Genomic DNA, 16,042 nt, shown 5'->3' on the forward strand with positions numbered 1-16,042 from the left:
GAAATTGTAGTCCGTGGGGGAATCGAACCCCCCTTTCCTGGATGAAAACCAGAGATCCTAACCGATAGATGAACGGACCATTTCCTTTTAAAGTTCAGGAATACTTTTTAGCAAGACAAAAATTGTAGTCCGTGGGGGAATCGAACCCCCCTTTCCTGGATGAAAACCAGAGATCCTAACCGATAGATGAACGGACCGTGCTTCTGTATTGCGGATGCAAAAATACAACTATTTTTTAGATGTACAATAGCAGAGGCAAAAAAAATATTTTTTTTTAATACGCCTTAGCAAACAGAACCCTTCTAACAGAAGGATTACCAGTGAGAATACAGCTTCCCGAGGCTAACACGCCATCTAAAGGAATACATCTGATAGTAGCTTTAGTCAGATCCTTGATTTTCTCTTCAGTCGCTGCTGTCCCATCCCAATGCGCTGATACAAAACCACCTTTGTCATCTAAAACCGATTTAAACTCTTCAAAACTGTTCACTTCAGTGATATGAGTGTCTCTATAATTTAATGCTTTATTAAACAAATCTGCTTGAATTTCTTCCAACAAATCGCTGATATAAGTTGCAATTCCATCTTTAGATTGTACTTCCTTTGTTAAAGTATCTCTTCTAGCTACTTCAAAAGTTCCGTTTTCTAAGTCTTTTGGTCCAACTGCAATTCGAATAGGCACCCCTTTCAATTCCCATTCTGCAAATTTAAATCCAGGTTTTTGAGTTGTTCTATCATCGTATTTCACCGAAACATGCAGTTTTTTCAACTCTGCCATTAAAAAATTGACCTCAGTAGTGATTTCTGCTAACTGCTCGTCCGTTTTATGTATTGGTACAATTACAACCTGAATAGGTGCTAAATTAGGTGGCAAAACCAATCCTTTATCATCAGAATGTGTCATTACTAAAGCTCCCATCAATCGTGTTGAAACTCCCCATGAAGTTCCCCATACATATTCTTGTTTCCCTTCGGCATTTGCAAACTTAACATCAAAGGCTTTTGCAAAATTTTGCCCCAAGAAATGCGAAGTACCTGCTTGTAATGCTTTTCCGTCTTGCATTAATGCTTCAATACAATAGGTCTCTTCTGCTCCAGCAAAACGCTCTGTCTCCGTTTTGATTCCTTTTATAACTGGAATAGCCATGAAATTTTCGGCAAACTCAGCATATACGTTCATCATTTTCTCTGATTCTTCAACAGCCTCACTTCTTGTAGCATGTGCCGTATGCCCTTCTTGCCACAAAAACTCAGCAGTTCTCAAGAACAATCGAGTTCTCATTTCCCACCGAACTACATTAGCCCATTGATTGATTAACAAAGGTAAATCTCTATACGATTGCACCCATCCTTTGTAAGTAGACCAAATAATCGCTTCACTTGTAGGTCGAACAATTAGCTCTTCTTCTAGTTTAGCGTTAGGATCTACCATTAACTTACCTGGTTTGTCAGGATCGTTCTTTAACCTGTAATGCGTGACGATCGCACACTCTTTTGCAAATCCTTCTGCATTCTTCTCTTCTGCCTCAAACATGCTTTTAGGAACAAATAAAGGGAAATAGGCATTTTCATGACCTGTTTCTTTAAACATTCGATCCAACTCTGCTTGCATTTTTTCCCAAATGGCATACCCGTATGGCTTAATCACCATGCAGCCTCTAACTCCCGAATTCTCAGCTAAATCAGCTTTTACAACCAGTTCGTTATACCATTTTGAATAATCTTCTGATCTTGTAGTAAGGTTCTTACTCATATTGAATAGTTTGGCACAAATTTTGCATTAATTTATTTATCTAAATAGTTTAGCAAAACTAACTATTTTTGTACTTCACAACAATAAAAAACCTTACAGATATGAAAACTATTATTTTTTCATCCAAAAAAGCCTTCCTTTTCGCTCTTATTGGAATTTTGAGTCTTTTGACAGTCTCTTGTGGCTCTTATCAAAACAGCTCTTACTACGAAAGAGATGGGATTTACGATAACACTTCAAATCGAGCAGTGAATATGGAACCCCAAAGAACCCAGAGCAATCAATACAAAGATTTTTTTGGATCTTTGCAAAACAACGATCAAAATACTGAGATTTTTACAGATATAGACAATTACAGCGATTATAACCCTGGAAACTACTCTACGCAAGATAATACCAATTATGCTGGTTGGGGCAGTAACTCTCAAAGTGTAAGTATCAATGTTTATGATAACAATTGGGGCATGAACAATTGGTATGGAAACAATTGGGGATGGAATGGTGGTTTCGGCTGGGGTATGAACAATTGGTACGGAAACAACTGGGGATGGAATGGTGGTTTCGGCTGGGGCATGAACAATTGGTACGGAAACAACTGGGGTTGGAATGGCGGATATGGATTTAATAACTATGGCTGGAACAATTGGTACGGAAACAACTGGGGGTATAATAATTACTACACCAATCGTAATTACTCTAACAATACAAGCAGAAGAGGTTCTTCCTATTCAAATTCTACAAACACAAGCAGAAATTACAACCCAACTTCAAGAACTTTTTCTCAGGACAGAAGCAGAACCAATAGAAGTTCTAACAACATTGATTTTAGAAGAAGTACAAATACAAACAGAACAAACGGTAATTTTAATAGAAGTAATACAAACCAGAACAACTCTTATAATACTCCTAGCAGAAGTAGAACCAATACAAATAGTTCTAGAAGAGAAAATACGGCTCCAACTAGAACATACACTCCTGCATCTAATAGTTCCAGAAACCAAAGCTACTCTCCGAGCAGATCTAGCTCTTCAGGTTCCAGTAGCGGCAGATCATCTGGAGGAAGTTCAAGACGAGGTGGGCGTTAAAACACGATGATCTTTAGACTTTTATATTAAAAACTTTATTTGTAAAAAAAAATGAAAAAATATTTATTTATATTAATCGTAGGTTTGACATTTAGTACTGTAAAATCACAAGAGGTTACTGACGCATTGCGTTACTCTCAAGATAACCTAAACGGAACAGCTCGCTTTAGAGCAATGGGAGGTGCATTTGGCGCTCTTGGAGGTGACCTGTCTTCTTTAAATGTTAATCCTGCGGGATCGGCAGTTTTCATCAATAACGAAGTCACCGTCACTTTAAGCAATAACGACATAAAAAACAATTCCAATTATTTCGGAACAACAACTACTGATAATAGTAATTCCTTTGACTTAAATCAGGCTGGAGGCATTTTTGTTTTCAACAATCAAAACCCAAGTAGCGACTGGAGAAAGTTCTCAGTGTCCGTAAATTATGAAAACACCAATAATTTTAATAATTCTATTTTCTCAGCAGGTACCAACCCAAACAATTCTGTTGACGGTTATTTTTTAAACTACGCCAATGGTGTTCCGTTAAGCACTCTTGAAAATTCAAGCTATGGCAGTTTAAATAATGGCGCACAACAAGCGTTTCTAGCATACAATGCTTATATTATTAATCCATTAAGTAATGATCCAAACAACACCGCCTACAGTTCAAATGTACCAGGAGGCGGAAACTATTACCAAGAGAACTCAATTACCACTGAGGGCTACAACGGAAAACTCTCTTTTAATGCCGCTACCTCCTATAAAGATAAACTATATATAGGTATAAACTTGAATTCGCATTTTACTGATTTTAGAAAATACAGTAGTTTTTACGAAGACAATAACGCTCCTTTAACTCCTGATTATACTGTCTCTAAATTGCGATTTGATAATGATTTATATACTTACGGAACAGGATTTTCTTTTCAACTGGGAGCAATTGCAAAAGTTACTAATGAAATTCGCTTAGGTTTAGCATATGAATCTTCAACATGGTATCACTTGAGCGATGAATTATCTCAGAAACTGGTTTCTGTAAGCAGCAGTTCAACAGCAGATGACATCAATGATGTTTCAGATCCAAGAATCACTAATGTTTATGCCCCATACAAGTTACAAACACCAAGCAAACTTACAGGAAGTTTTGCCTATGTTTTTGGAACAACAGGTTTAATAAGTATTGATTATGCTATAAAAGATTACAGTAAAACGAAATTCAAACCTGAAAGCGATTTGTATTACAATGGTTTGAACAACTATATGATTAACACACTGGACAATACGGGAGAGTTAAGAATAGGTGCTGAATATAAAATTGAAAAATTGAGTTTAAGAGCCGGATACCGTTTTGAGCAAAGTCCCTATAAGAATAAAACAACCGTAGGTGATTTAACTGGATACTCTGGAGGTTTAGGTTATAATTTTGGCTCGACCAAAGTTGATTTATCTTACGCTTACGCAAAAAGAGATTCACAACAAGGGTTCTTTGCACAAGGTTTTACTGATGGACCCACTATCAATACCATCACAAATAATGTAGCATTAACATTACTATTTGAACTGTAATTGATCGCTCAAAAAAAGAATATTAAACCGTCTTGTTCCTTTTTTAGCAAGACGGTTTTTTTTTAGCCCTAATAGAATGATATCCAACGCATTTTTTTTGCGTGGATATAGCGTATAGCAGGAATAGCTCCATAAATATATACTAAAAGAAAGTCAAACAAAGTTCTGTTTGAATAAAAAACCGTAATTTTGCACTCCAATTTACAAATCTATGAGAACCAAGTCATTAAAAAAGAATAAAATAAACGTGATCACTCTAGGGTGCTCTAAAAACATATACGACAGCGAAGTGCTGATGGGTCAACTACGCGCAAACGGAAAGGATGTTGCACATGAAGCTCCAGTTGCCGAAGAAGGAAACATTATTGTTATTAATACCTGCGGATTTATTGACAATGCAAAGGCTGAATCAGTAAACATGATTTTAGAATATGCAGATAAAAAAGAAAGAGGATTAGTAGATAAAGTATTTGTTACCGGATGTTTATCAGAACGCTACAGACCTGATTTAGAAAAAGAAATACCTAATGTAGATCAATATTTTGGCACGACTGAATTGCCTGCATTATTGAAAGCTTTGGGTGCTGATTATAAACATGAGCTATTGGGAGAACGGTTAACCACTACTCCAAAAAATTATGCCTATTTAAAGATTGCCGAAGGTTGCGACAGACCATGTAGTTTTTGTGCTATTCCAATTATGCGAGGAAAACACGTATCGCAAACTATTGAGAAACTAGTCAAAGAAGCCGAAGGATTAGCAAGAGATGGCGTAAAAGAGTTGATCTTAATTGCACAGGACTTAACTTATTATGGTCTTGATATTTATAAAAAACGTAATCTTGGCGAATTGCTGGAAGCCTTAGTAAAAGTAGAAGGAATCGAATGGATTCGTTTGCACTATGCCTTCCCGACCGGTTTCCCTATGGATGTTTTGGAAATCATGAAGCGCGAGCCTAAGATTTGTAATTATATTGACATACCTCTGCAACATATTTCAGATTCTATATTGAAATCAATGCGTCGTGGAACAACGCAAGAGAAAACAACTAAATTATTAAAGGATTTCCGTGCTGCAGTTCCAGAAATGGCAATTCGTACGACTCTAATCGTAGGATACCCAGGAGAAACACAAGAAGATTTTAACATCTTAAAAGACTGGGTTCAGGAAATGAAATTTGACAGAATGGGTTGTTTTGCTTATTCTCATGAAGAAAACACGCACGCATATTTGTTAGAAGACGATGTTCCAGCTGATGTAAAACAAGACCGTGCAAATGAAATAATGGAATTACAATCTCAAATTTCATGGGATTTAAACCAATTAAAACTAGGTAAAACATTCAAATGTATTATCGACAGAAAGGAAGGTAGTCATTTTGTAGGAAGAACGGAATTTGACAGTCCCGATGTAGATAACGAAGTACTAATTGACGCCTCAAAACATTATTTAAAAACAGGAGACTTCGCAATGATAAAAATCATTGAAGCCACTGAATTTGATTTATACGGAGAACCTGCTTAAATTTTAATTATTCCGTAACAGCCGCTATTTAACAATCTTTTTTTTAAAATAACTATGAAAACAATTCAAATATTATTCGTTTTGACATTTATGTTATTATCCATCGATACTGTTTCGGCACAATATGGAAACAACAGCTATGGTGGTGGTGGTTATGGAAACAACGGATATGGCGGCAATGGAAGAATGAACCAAATGAATCAAGGCCAAAGTCAGGAAAAACCCAAAGAAATTCCTGTCGAGGTAACTGTCGGCAAGATAATGGTCAAATTAACTCCAGAACTTACGCTGGATGCATTGCAAGAAATTGCCATATCAAATGTTTTAAAAGAAAGCATCAGATCACAAGGTATTTTATTAAATGCCGAAACTGGACAAGAACAAAAAACAAAAGAAATTCAAGCCCTTTCAGAAACTACAGACCGCAAAATTAATGAGTTTTTAAATGAGGATCAAAAAATAAAATACAAAGCATTGAACGAAGAAAGTAGTACTAAAAAAAAATCAAGAAGAAATAGATAATTATTTTTTCAACCGAAAAAGCCCCTTTACCCTTTTATAGTATGCAAAAATATTTTTACTCCCTAATCATTGCTGTTGTTATTGCTTCATGTTCTACGAATCCCTACAAGGCAAGCGAAAAAGAATATGACACTAAACTAAAGACTTTTAAAGAAGCAATTTCAAATAAAGAGCCTGAGCCGTTACCCATCGTTTCAAAAACAATAATAAGTATAGATAATGTATACACAAAACAACTGTATACCTTTAAGGACACTATTTCCAAAATGGGATCTACCGCTTTAGACAACGGCATCCATACTGAATGGATAGGCACCGTAAATTTCAATTTACGAAAACCCAATTACATTATCATTCACCACACAGCACAAGACTCTATTCAACAAACGATAAAAACGTTTACTGTGACCAGAACTCAAGTAAGTGCACACTATATTATTGCAGATGATGGTAGCGTAGTACAAATGTTGAATGATTATTTGCGTGCATGGCACGCCGGAAGAGGTTCATGGGGTAAAGACACAGATATCAACTCCTCATCGATAGGAATTGAACTTGATAATAATGGAACCGAAGCTTTTTCTGAAGCTCAAATTACCAGCTTAATGTCTCTTTTAAGCAAATTAAAGAAAGAGTATAACATTCCAACTCAAAATATCATAGGTCATTCAGACATCGCTCCTACCCGTAAAAATGATCCAAGTGCACTATTCCCATGGAATATATTAGCTGAAAACGGATTTGGTGTTTGGAAGAGTGACACCTTGGAAACAGCTCCACTTAATTTCAATCCAGAACTAGCACTTCGAATCATAGGATACGACACTAAAAATCTTCCCGCCGCTATTAAAGCATTTAAGTTACATTTTGTCCAAACAGAAGTTGATTCAATTTTAAACGAAAATACTATAAATACCATTTACTCGATTTACAACAAACAGTAAATAGTAATTAAAATACATCCTAAAACAGTTCTATGACAGCTCAAAGAACTGTTTCTTTTATATCTGAGTTTATATCGTCCCTTATCAAAATTAAGTTATTATAATAAAAAAACTGCCAACATACTAATTAGAGTACCTTGGCAGTCAAAAAAAAAATTATAAATTTAGAATCCGTAGACCATTGCTAAAGCAAATTGAGATGCAGATTTTGTAGGATCTCCACTAGATTTTTCAAAAATCTCTTCAGAACCGCTATCTAATCTAAACTCAGGAATAAAAGTCAAGCCACCCGCTTTTAAATTAGCTGAAAATGTTAACGCAGTTACTGAATCATCCCCAGAACCTTCTTTGAATTTAAAATACTCACCCCGTAAACCTAAACTAAATTTATCGCTTACATCTACTGCAGGATATAAAGCTACACCTGTATAACCGACTTTACCATCATTTGAGAAATCAGCAGCATTTAAACCTAATTTGAACTTATCAGCCAATTTGAAAGAAGCCGTTAAGTCAATTATAGTGCCACTAACAGAACCATCCATAAAGTTAAGATAAGCACTTATTCCTTCAGTTGGGGCAAAAGATAATTGAGCTCCGAATGCGTTTAAACCTTTAATTGGGTCTGCTTTATAAGAATTCCAAGAATCGTTAAAAGCTCCCACCATTAAACCTACTTTATCAGAAATTGCGTAATTTGCTTTAACTCCTGCATTTTGAAATGGTCCATTAGTAAACAAATACGAGGTTGAATAATGAAAATTTGCCAATGGTGATATTACTTCATATCCAATAAAAGTACCCATATAACCCGCTGTGAAACTTAATTTCTCAGTTGCAGCATAAGTTGCATATAAGTTTTGAATGTGAAAAGTATTTCCATCAGTTCCATCACCATTAGGTATAGACTGAAATTGACCTCTTGGACCAAAAGAAACTTCACCCACAAAAGATGCTTTACCCGTAGTTTTTTTCAAAGCGATATCAAGCATCCCTAAAGAAACTGAATTTTGATCAGTTGCAAAACTCGTTCCTATATTTTCCTTCTTAGCAAAATCATATTTATAATAAACGTCTGCAGAACCTGAAATTTCTAGTGGAGTATCCTGTGCAAATGCTATGTTCCCCGTCAGCGCTAAAGCTAAAATTACAATTACTTTTTTCATCATCATTTTGTTTTGGTTATTTATTATTTTGGTTATTCATTATACTTAAATTGCCATTTATCGGCTCTCTTCTGGGACGAATTTATTAACTTTTATTATACTTGAATAAATTAATTATGACTTTTTGATTTGATTTTGAAAGAATTATAGATAACAAAAAATCACTTCGAAAAAACAAGAAATATCTAATTTTGCCGATATAAAACTACTAAATTCACAATCTCATTTTTACAAAAAACATCACTATTTTATATTTATTAATACGACACCCCCTATTTTACCTGTATTAAAATAATTAAAAACAACATTTAACCGTACATAACCCCTATTAAATTACACCTTAATAAATAATATTATAATATCAGTGACGTTAAAAATATTCGAATTTAGATACAGAAAAATAAAATCACACAGCTATTAAATTTCATCTTCAGCTCTAAATTGAAAGAAAAAATAAAATATACTATAGTGTTAAACTGTCACATTGATCATTAAAACACGACACATAAAACACCCGTGGAAACCATCCTATTGAATTACATTTCAAAGACTTTCGATACTTCTAAAACCACAAATAAATTATATAAGTTTCTGATACTAGATCAGTATAGAAAATTCAAATTGCGAGTTGTAAATTCAGTTCTATATTGCGAGATTCATCGAAATTATTCCAAACCAAGCGCTTAATTATGGTTTTTGATACTCCGAAAACCATTTTACATGGGAAAACTGTTAATGCTGTGAAGAAAACATCAAACCCATTTTTTAATTTGCAAAAAAAATAGTACGCACGAAAAAAGCGATTGAGAATAGAATTTACCCTATTCAACAATCGCTTATCATATAAATTCATGTCGTAGCTTTACTTTATTTAAAAATACCCTCAAACATACAGTAGCTTAATTACGATTTCTCTGACTCTATAAATTAAAAATATTATAAACAATAATCCGATTTCCGTAATTAATATATAGTTGCTTTCTATTATCCTGATTTTTCCTTGTTATTATAGAAAGAGTACAATCATCTCCATTATTATCCTTACAGGTAAAGGAATAAACAACATCTGTATCATTTTCCTCAATTGGCTGATACGATATAATTTCAAATAATTGAATAATTTCCGAGTAAATTACGATTCTATTTTTATTGGTATCTAATGAAACGACAACATTTACCAATTGTAAGTCAGACCATTTTACCCATTTCCCTTTTTCGTTTTTTTCCAAAACACTAACGCCTGAAGTTTTGAATTTGTAATTCTGACAATAGACCTGTGGTAACCCTATTCCTAAGAATAATAAAACTATATACAATTTAATTTTCGTCATTATTTCACTAATTAAAAATCAAGAGCTACTATTTCTTTTCTTGCCGCATTATAATCTTCCATCATTTCTAAAATGATTCCTTCTGCTGACTTTATTTCATATATCAAGCCCGCAATTTGACCAATTTCCAGCTCACCTTCAACTAGATCCCCTTCAAACATCCCTCGTTTTGCCCTTGCTCTACCTAACAATGTCACTAATTCATCCTTTGTTGGACATTTCTCATATAAATTTTGCAAATCCTGAAAGAATTTGTTTTTTATTAATCGGACTGGCGCCAATTCCTTTAACGTAAGCTGGGTACCCCCTTCTTTCGTTTCTATTATCGTTTTCTTAAAATTGTCATGTGCCGATGATTCTATCGATGCCGCAAACCTACTACCCACCTGAACACCATCTGCTCCCAATACCATTGCTGCAAGCATACCGCGCCCGTTTGCAATACCTCCTGCTGCAATAACAGGAATTTTTATTTGCTCTTTTACCATCGGAATTAGCGTAAAAGTAGTAGTTTCATCCCTTCCATTATGACCTCCCGCCTCAAAACCTTCGGCAACTATAGCGTCAACACCAGCGTTTTGTGCTTTTAAGGCAAATAAAGTACTACTAACTACATGCACTACCGTGATACCATTTTCTTTTAAATACGGAGTCCATGTTTTTGGATTTCCTGCCGAGGTAAAAACAATTTTAACTCCTTCTTCGACAATAATTTTCATGATTTCTTCAATGTTGGGATACAACATCGGAACATTCACTCCAAAAGGCTTGGATGTTTCTTTTTTACATTTCTGAATGTGTTCACGTAATACTTCCGGATACATAGACCCCGCTCCTATCAATCCTAATCCTCCCGCATTACTTACCGCACTGGCGAGTTTATGTCCACTTACCCATATCATTCCTGCTTGAATAATCGGATATTTTATATTAAAAAGTTTTGTAATTGTATTCATTTACTAGCTTGTATATTATTGTTTTATTATTTTTTCGATTTTCGAAAAAGTCTCTGATTCAATTTTATAAATATAAATTCCGTTGCTTAATGACTTCAATGAAAAAGTATCCACTTTATTATTCACTTGATGTTCTAAAACTTTCTGTCCTAAAACAGTATAAAAAACAACCATTCCTTTATTAAAACTTTCTGGAAATTCAACCGAAATAAAATCAGACGTTGGATTTGGATAAGCAACAAAATAATTCTTAGCAGGATTTTTTTCAGAAAGAGTTAAAGCCAAACTAAAATCAGGAATGCCATAACCATATTGAGCTGTCGGTACCGTATACCTATCTGCAGATTGAATAATTAATGCTATGATTTCTCTATTTGTTTTCGTGGGGAATGCCTGCCAAAAGGAAGCGACCATCCCTGCCATTATGGGCCCGGAAAACGAAGTTCCATTTGCAGTTACGATATCACCATATTGATTAGATAAAACTGCGGATACTCCTTGCGCCATTATATCTGGTTTTATCCTTCCGTCGTAAGATGGCCCAATCGAGCTAAAAGAAGCTCTTGTTTCTTCTGAATTAACAGCCCCAATTGCAAGAACAGATACTGCATCGGCTGGAGTTCCGATATGAGCATTAGAAGTATTGCCTTCATTACCGGCAGAAGCAACAACAATCATTCCTCTACTAAAAGCAATTTCAGCTCCTCTAGATATAAAAGCTGTAGTTCCATTCATCTCACTATAGCTATGGCTATACGCGGCATTGTCGTATTCGAAGTACCCCAAAGACGTACTTATAATATCCACCCCTAAACTATCTGCTTTTTCAGCCGCCTCAACCCAAAGTGATTCCTCAACTGGGTTCTCGCTTCTAACATCCTCTGTAATAAATAAGTAGTAAGAAGCATCTGGAGCAGTTCCTACCAATTTATTTTCCGTATAACCTCCCATAGTTGAAAGGACTGATGTTCCGTGAGAGTCTGAAGTATACACATCTGAGTCTCTCGATACAAAATTATAACCTCCTAGAATTTTATTATTATCTCTCAATCTCTGAAAAGGCTGCGTTGTATTTACTCCTAAAAATCCTGCATCTAGTATTGCGACTACCTTTCCATCACCAGTATAATTTTGTTTATGCAATACGTCGCCGTTAAGCATCTTAATTTGATTATCAGATGAACCGTAAGCATAATCTATTTTTGTCTTTCTGGTCTTACGTTGGTCTTTTTGCTTAAATAGTTTCGCTGTTTTCCCTACTTGATTTAATGTTTTGTTAGCAAAATCTACTTTATCCACAAAAGCGAATCCTTTTAACGAATTAATTAAGGCTTGAGAACCTCGCACATGAAGCGCATTCATCCATTTTGATTTTGCCATAACAGAAATCCCCGATACTGATTTAACCTGACTTATGTAAGTGGCATCAACAGGAACATCTTTAAAATCGATTGCTATATTTTGAGTTATTCTTCTATCCAAAGCTCTTTGAGATAGCATCAGTAAAGGGGATTCAAAATAGGATTGCTGCTTAGATTTAGCATTGAAATAAACCCATGCCTCTTCCTGAGAAAAAGCTACTGTACTAAGGGATAATAATAAGAATAGAAAAAACTTTTTCATAGTCAACTTTTGCATTAGACAAAACAGTACTATCCAATAATAAACTCATAAAACAAAATGAATGAATCAAGTGAAAAGGCATATTGCCATTTATTTTAGAAATAAAGCACTAATCTAAGAAATAACTCCCGAACCAACTAATTCATCTTCTATATACCAGGCAACAAACTGTCCTTCTGTAATAGCTGATTGTGGTTCCCGAAAAGAAACATACATTCCGTTTTCAAATTGATGTAAAGTAGCTGCTTGCAATGGCTGTCTGTAGCGTATTCTTGCCATAACTTCCATTTCTTCGCCATTATCCAAAGTCATATCCGTGCGAATCCAGTGTACTTCAGATTTTTCTATAAACAAGCCTTTTCTAAACAATCCTGGATGCTGACTACTCAAACCGGTGTAAATTGTATTAGTCTCTACATTAGTAGCAATAATAAACAAAGGGTCTTTATTCCCTCCCACATTTAGTCCTTTTCGTTGACCAATGGTGAAATAATGAGCCCCTTGATGCTTCCCTACTACTTTCCCCATTTCTGGAGTGTATACTTTTTTATTCGAAGCCAATGCTAATGCTTGTTCGGCAGATAATCCTTCTTGCACTTCAATGGCATATATAGAATCATCTTTATCAATTTGTATAATCGAACCTTCTTTTGGCTGCAATTTTTGCTGCAAAAATTCCGGCAAACGAACTTTACCTATAAAACACAACCCTTGAGAATCTTTCTTTTCGGCAGTTACCAATTCCATTTCAGCAGCAATTTCACGCACTTCAGGTTTGGTTAACTCACCTATAGGAAATAACGATTTCGATAATTGTTCTTGTGACAATTGACATAGAAAATACGATTGATCTTTATTATTATCAGCACCGGCACGTAATTGATATACCGTTTCACCATTGACTTCAATTTCACTTTTTCTACAATAATGACCTGTAGCAACATAATCCGCTCCCAAGCTTAAAGCAATTTTCATGAAAACGTCAAATTTTATTTCGCGATTACAAAGTACATCAGGGTTTGGAGTTCTTCCCTTCTCATATTCATTGAACATGTAATCCACAATTTTCTCCTTATATTCTTCACTTAAATCGACTGTTTGAAAAGGAATTCCTAATTTTTCAGCAACTAACAATGCATCATTACTGTCTTCTAACCATGGGCAATCGTTTGAAATGGTAACCGAATCATCATGCCAATTTTTCATAAAAAGACCTATCACTTCATATCCTTGTTGCTGTAGCAAATACGCAGCAACACTTGAATCCACACCTCCAGAAAGTCCTACTACAACTCGCTTCATTTTATACTCTTTATTAATTTTTACAAGACTGCAAAGTTACAATGTTTTTATTACAACAACTGTTCTACAATAAACTTAATTCCCCTTGGATTTCGCTGCATTACCAGGAGTGCTCATGTTCATTTCTTTGACAAGTTCTCCATTTGTATAAAATTGCCAAATCCCCGCTTTCTTCCCGTTGATGAATTTCCCTTTTGAGACTACATTACCTTGAGTGTCTTTAAAAATGGCTAATCCATTATATTCATTATTTTTATAAACCGATTCTTCAAGTACAATTCCATTCTCTGAGAAACTCTTGTAGCTACCGTCTTTTGCATTGCTTCTATAATTTATTTCTTCAGCAATTTTGCCGCTAGGGTAATATACAGATCGCAAACCTTCTAGCTTACCCCTCTTATAATTTTCGACAGTCATAACCGTTTTCGAAGCCTGATGATAGTATTTCCATTCCCCTTCAAACAACTTATTGAACACCTTACCTTCACTTACCTTATTTTTTGCCTGATCATAAAACACCGTATACGCTGAATTATCTCTACCATTAAATTCTCTGGTAGCTATTATTGATTTTGCTTTAGTGTCGTCATAAAAACTAAATACTCCTACTTCTTTACCATGTTCGAAAGTGCCTTCGTATTTTGGTCTTTTAGAATCTACGTAAAACCCCTTCCAAACTCCATTTTTTTTACCTTTTTCATCGACCTTATTATAATCTAGTTGAGCGACGGTAATATGACTCGAGAATATTAAAAATAGAAGAAAATAAAATTTATACTCTTTCATTGTATTGTATGGTTTAAGGCTATTATTATAAAAACAAAATTACTCCTTTTATATCTAAACGTTTTTATATTTTATTTTATTATCCAACAATTTATGAATGCCTTTGACAAATTCAAAATAACATCCGAATAAATTAAATAAAACACCAAACTATATTTCTTTACGACGAATTGCGATAACGTGGAGTCCTATTTTCGAATGAAACCTAAATGAAGCTAAAGAAAAAAACACCTAATATCGAAAGAACCTTACTAAAACAGCATTGGTTTTTGTTTAACATTATAAAATCAGGTAAAAAACTAATTTTTTAAAAAAAAATCATATAAACTTGATTATTAGTGCTATAGTTATTTATAAAGGAGAAAATTATAAAGATAAACAGTTTTAAAAAAAAACATAAATTTTAATTTTGTTTACTATTTTTTATATAAAAATTAAACAAAATACAAAAAACTATAATTACTTTAGCTCAAACATTTAAATATAAATATTATGAAAAATCTATTTAAAACTAAAATTTTTACTTTGATTGTCTGTCTCTCTATCTTTGCAACTTCTTGTAGTGATGATAACAATAATGAGACTCCTCCCGTAGACAACACGATAACAGGAATCGCTTCAAAAACAGCTGATTTCAGTATTCTAGTTCAAGCATTAACAAAAGCGGAACTAGCAACGACCTTACAAGGAAGCGGACCATTTACAGTATTCGCTCCAACTAACGCAGCATTTACAGCATTTCTTACCGCAGGCGGATACGCAAGTATAAATGATGTTCCAAAAGCTGCGCTAACACAAGTTTTACTGAATCACGTTGTTAGCGGCGCGGTAAAATCAACAGATTTAACAACCACTTATATCAAAACTTTGGCCAAAGGAACTGCCTCTACTACAAACAACTTAAGCATGTTTGTTAATACTGCCTCTGGTAACGTAAAACTAAACGGTGTTGCCACCGTTACAACTGCTGATATTATCGCTTCTAATGGTGTTATACATATCGTTGATAAAGTAATCGATTTACCTACAATTGTAACTCACGCTACAGCCAATCCTAATTTCACCTCCTTAGTTGGTGCTTTGACGGGAGCAGGACAACCGGATTTCGTAACCATTTTGTCTGAAGTAGGACCATTTACAGTATTCGCTCCTACTAACAATGCTTTTACATCTCTAAATACGGAGTTAGCTCCTGGAGGAATAGCAAGTGTTTCTGCAGCTAATTTGACAAAAGTATTACAATACCATGTTGTATCAGGAAACATTCTTGCGGCTAGTTTAACCGAAGGTCAAATTGTTTCTACATTACAAACACCGCAAACTTTTACAATTCAACTGACAGGAGGAGCTACAATAAAAGATGCAAATAACAGAATATCAACTATTGTAGCGACTGATGTACAATGTTCTAATGGAGTTATTCATGTACTAAACAAAGTTTTATTACCTACTTTATAAAAACCAAAATAATTATAAAACAAAAAAGCTCCCAAAA

At 34.6% G+C, this 16,042-nt stretch carries 13 protein-coding genes and 2 tRNA genes; 6 read left to right on the top strand and 9 right to left on the bottom strand.

Annotated elements, in window-relative coordinates; genetic code table 11:
• Window positions 1–7: 7 nt before the first annotated feature.
• The 3 genes from AC4PRO_RS11235 to proS form a co-directional block, all read right to left on the bottom strand.
• Window positions 8–79 (bottom strand) — tRNA-Glu (locus AC4PRO_RS11235).
• Between the two features lie 46 nt (window positions 80–125).
• Window positions 126–197, bottom strand: a tRNA-Glu gene (locus AC4PRO_RS11240).
• Between the two features lie 77 nt (window positions 198–274).
• Window positions 275–1,753, bottom strand: coding sequence for a proline--tRNA ligase (gene proS / locus AC4PRO_RS11245; protein ID WP_492117407.1), 1,479 nt, complete (start codon window positions 1,751–1,753; stop codon window positions 275–277).
• Window positions 1,754–1,854: 101 nt separating this feature from the next.
• On the opposite strand from proS, the gene AC4PRO_RS11250 reads away from it, so the two are divergent.
• The 5 genes from AC4PRO_RS11250 (at window position 1,855) to AC4PRO_RS11270 (ending at window position 7,383) form a co-directional block, all read left to right on the top strand.
• Window positions 1,855–2,838, top strand: coding sequence for a hypothetical protein (locus tag AC4PRO_RS11250; protein WP_492117408.1), 984 nt, complete (start codon window positions 1,855–1,857; stop codon window positions 2,836–2,838).
• Window positions 2,839–2,889: 51 nt separating this feature from the next.
• Entirely contained in the window at window positions 2,890–4,392 is a 1,503-nt protein-coding gene (locus AC4PRO_RS11255) for an OmpP1/FadL family transporter (RefSeq protein ID WP_492117409.1), read from the top strand.
• 211 nt (window positions 4,393–4,603) lie between these two features.
• Window positions 4,604–5,917 carry a 30S ribosomal protein S12 methylthiotransferase RimO gene (gene rimO / locus AC4PRO_RS11260; RefSeq protein WP_074722942.1) on the top strand — a complete coding sequence of 438 codons (1,314 nt, stop codon included), beginning with the start codon at window positions 4,604–4,606 and terminating at the stop codon, window positions 5,915–5,917.
• Between the two features lie 54 nt (window positions 5,918–5,971).
• Complete coding sequence (locus AC4PRO_RS11265; protein WP_492117410.1) at window positions 5,972–6,439, top strand: hypothetical protein; 468 nt, start codon at window positions 5,972–5,974, stop codon at window positions 6,437–6,439.
• A 41-nt stretch (window positions 6,440–6,480) separates the two neighbouring features.
• Window positions 6,481–7,383: an N-acetylmuramoyl-L-alanine amidase gene (locus AC4PRO_RS11270; RefSeq protein WP_492117411.1), complete on the top strand. Its 903-nt coding sequence runs from the start codon at window positions 6,481–6,483 to the stop codon at window positions 7,381–7,383.
• A gap of 164 nt (window positions 7,384–7,547) precedes the next feature.
• On the opposite strand, the gene AC4PRO_RS11275 is transcribed toward AC4PRO_RS11270, so the two are convergent.
• From AC4PRO_RS11275 to AC4PRO_RS11300, 6 genes are all read right to left on the bottom strand, one after another.
• Complete coding sequence (locus tag AC4PRO_RS11275) at window positions 7,548–8,549, bottom strand: outer membrane beta-barrel protein (protein WP_492117412.1); 1,002 nt, start codon at window positions 8,547–8,549, stop codon at window positions 7,548–7,550.
• A gap of 920 nt (window positions 8,550–9,469) precedes the next feature.
• Window positions 9,470–9,880 carry a hypothetical protein gene (locus tag AC4PRO_RS11280; RefSeq protein WP_492117413.1) on the bottom strand — a complete coding sequence of 137 codons (411 nt, stop codon included), beginning with the start codon at window positions 9,878–9,880 and terminating at the stop codon, window positions 9,470–9,472.
• 11 nt (window positions 9,881–9,891) lie between these two features.
• On the bottom strand, window positions 9,892–10,836 hold the full coding sequence (locus AC4PRO_RS11285; protein WP_074722946.1) for an NAD(P)H-dependent flavin oxidoreductase: 945 nt from the start codon (window positions 10,834–10,836) through the stop codon (window positions 9,892–9,894).
• Window positions 10,837–10,851: 15 nt separating this feature from the next.
• Window positions 10,852–12,459 carry a S8 family serine peptidase gene (locus AC4PRO_RS11290; RefSeq protein ID WP_492117414.1) on the bottom strand — a complete coding sequence of 536 codons (1,608 nt, stop codon included), beginning with the start codon at window positions 12,457–12,459 and terminating at the stop codon, window positions 10,852–10,854.
• A 114-nt stretch (window positions 12,460–12,573) separates the two neighbouring features.
• Window positions 12,574–13,761 carry a tRNA 2-thiouridine(34) synthase MnmA gene (gene mnmA / locus AC4PRO_RS11295; RefSeq protein ID WP_492117415.1) on the bottom strand — a complete coding sequence of 396 codons (1,188 nt, stop codon included), beginning with the start codon at window positions 13,759–13,761 and terminating at the stop codon, window positions 12,574–12,576.
• Between the two features lie 75 nt (window positions 13,762–13,836).
• Window positions 13,837–14,547: a toxin-antitoxin system YwqK family antitoxin gene (locus AC4PRO_RS11300; RefSeq protein ID WP_492117416.1), complete on the bottom strand. Its 711-nt coding sequence runs from the start codon at window positions 14,545–14,547 to the stop codon at window positions 13,837–13,839.
• 492 nt (window positions 14,548–15,039) lie between these two features.
• On the opposite strand from AC4PRO_RS11300, the gene AC4PRO_RS11305 reads away from it, so the two are divergent.
• On the top strand, window positions 15,040–16,005 hold the full coding sequence (locus AC4PRO_RS11305) for a fasciclin domain-containing protein (RefSeq protein WP_492117417.1): 966 nt from the start codon (window positions 15,040–15,042) through the stop codon (window positions 16,003–16,005).
• The last annotated feature ends 37 nt before the right edge of the window (window positions 16,006–16,042 follow it).

This window comes from Flavobacterium sp. DW-iso2 (assembly GCF_058725285.1).

Bases quoted from the DNA above. Each gene is read 5' to 3' on its own strand.
- proS (WP_492117407.1), bottom strand. From the start codon at position 1,753: ATGAGTAAGAACCTTACTACAAGATCAGAAGATTATTCAAAATGGTAT.
- mnmA (WP_492117415.1), bottom strand. From the start codon at position 13,761: ATGAAGCGAGTTGTAGTAGGACTTTCTGGAGGTGTGGATTCAAGTGTT.
- AC4PRO_RS11255 (WP_492117409.1), top strand. From the start codon at position 2,890: ATGAAAAAATATTTATTTATATTAATCGTAGGTTTGACATTTAGTACT.
- AC4PRO_RS11250 (WP_492117408.1), top strand. From the start codon at position 1,855: ATGAAAACTATTATTTTTTCATCCAAAAAAGCCTTCCTTTTCGCTCTT.
- AC4PRO_RS11285 (WP_074722946.1), bottom strand. From the start codon at position 10,836: ATGAATACAATTACAAAACTTTTTAATATAAAATATCCGATTATTCAA.
- AC4PRO_RS11270 (WP_492117411.1), top strand. From the start codon at position 6,481: ATGCAAAAATATTTTTACTCCCTAATCATTGCTGTTGTTATTGCTTCA.
- rimO (WP_074722942.1), top strand. From the start codon at position 4,604: ATGAGAACCAAGTCATTAAAAAAGAATAAAATAAACGTGATCACTCTA.
- AC4PRO_RS11305 (WP_492117417.1), top strand. From the start codon at position 15,040: ATGAAAAATCTATTTAAAACTAAAATTTTTACTTTGATTGTCTGTCTC.
- AC4PRO_RS11290 (WP_492117414.1), bottom strand. From the start codon at position 12,459: ATGAAAAAGTTTTTTCTATTCTTATTATTATCCCTTAGTACAGTAGCT.
- AC4PRO_RS11300 (WP_492117416.1), bottom strand. From the start codon at position 14,547: ATGAAAGAGTATAAATTTTATTTTCTTCTATTTTTAATATTCTCGAGT.
- AC4PRO_RS11280 (WP_492117413.1), bottom strand. From the start codon at position 9,880: ATGACGAAAATTAAATTGTATATAGTTTTATTATTCTTAGGAATAGGG.
- AC4PRO_RS11265 (WP_492117410.1), top strand. From the start codon at position 5,972: ATGAAAACAATTCAAATATTATTCGTTTTGACATTTATGTTATTATCC.
- AC4PRO_RS11275 (WP_492117412.1), bottom strand. From the start codon at position 8,549: ATGAAAAAAGTAATTGTAATTTTAGCTTTAGCGCTGACGGGGAACATA.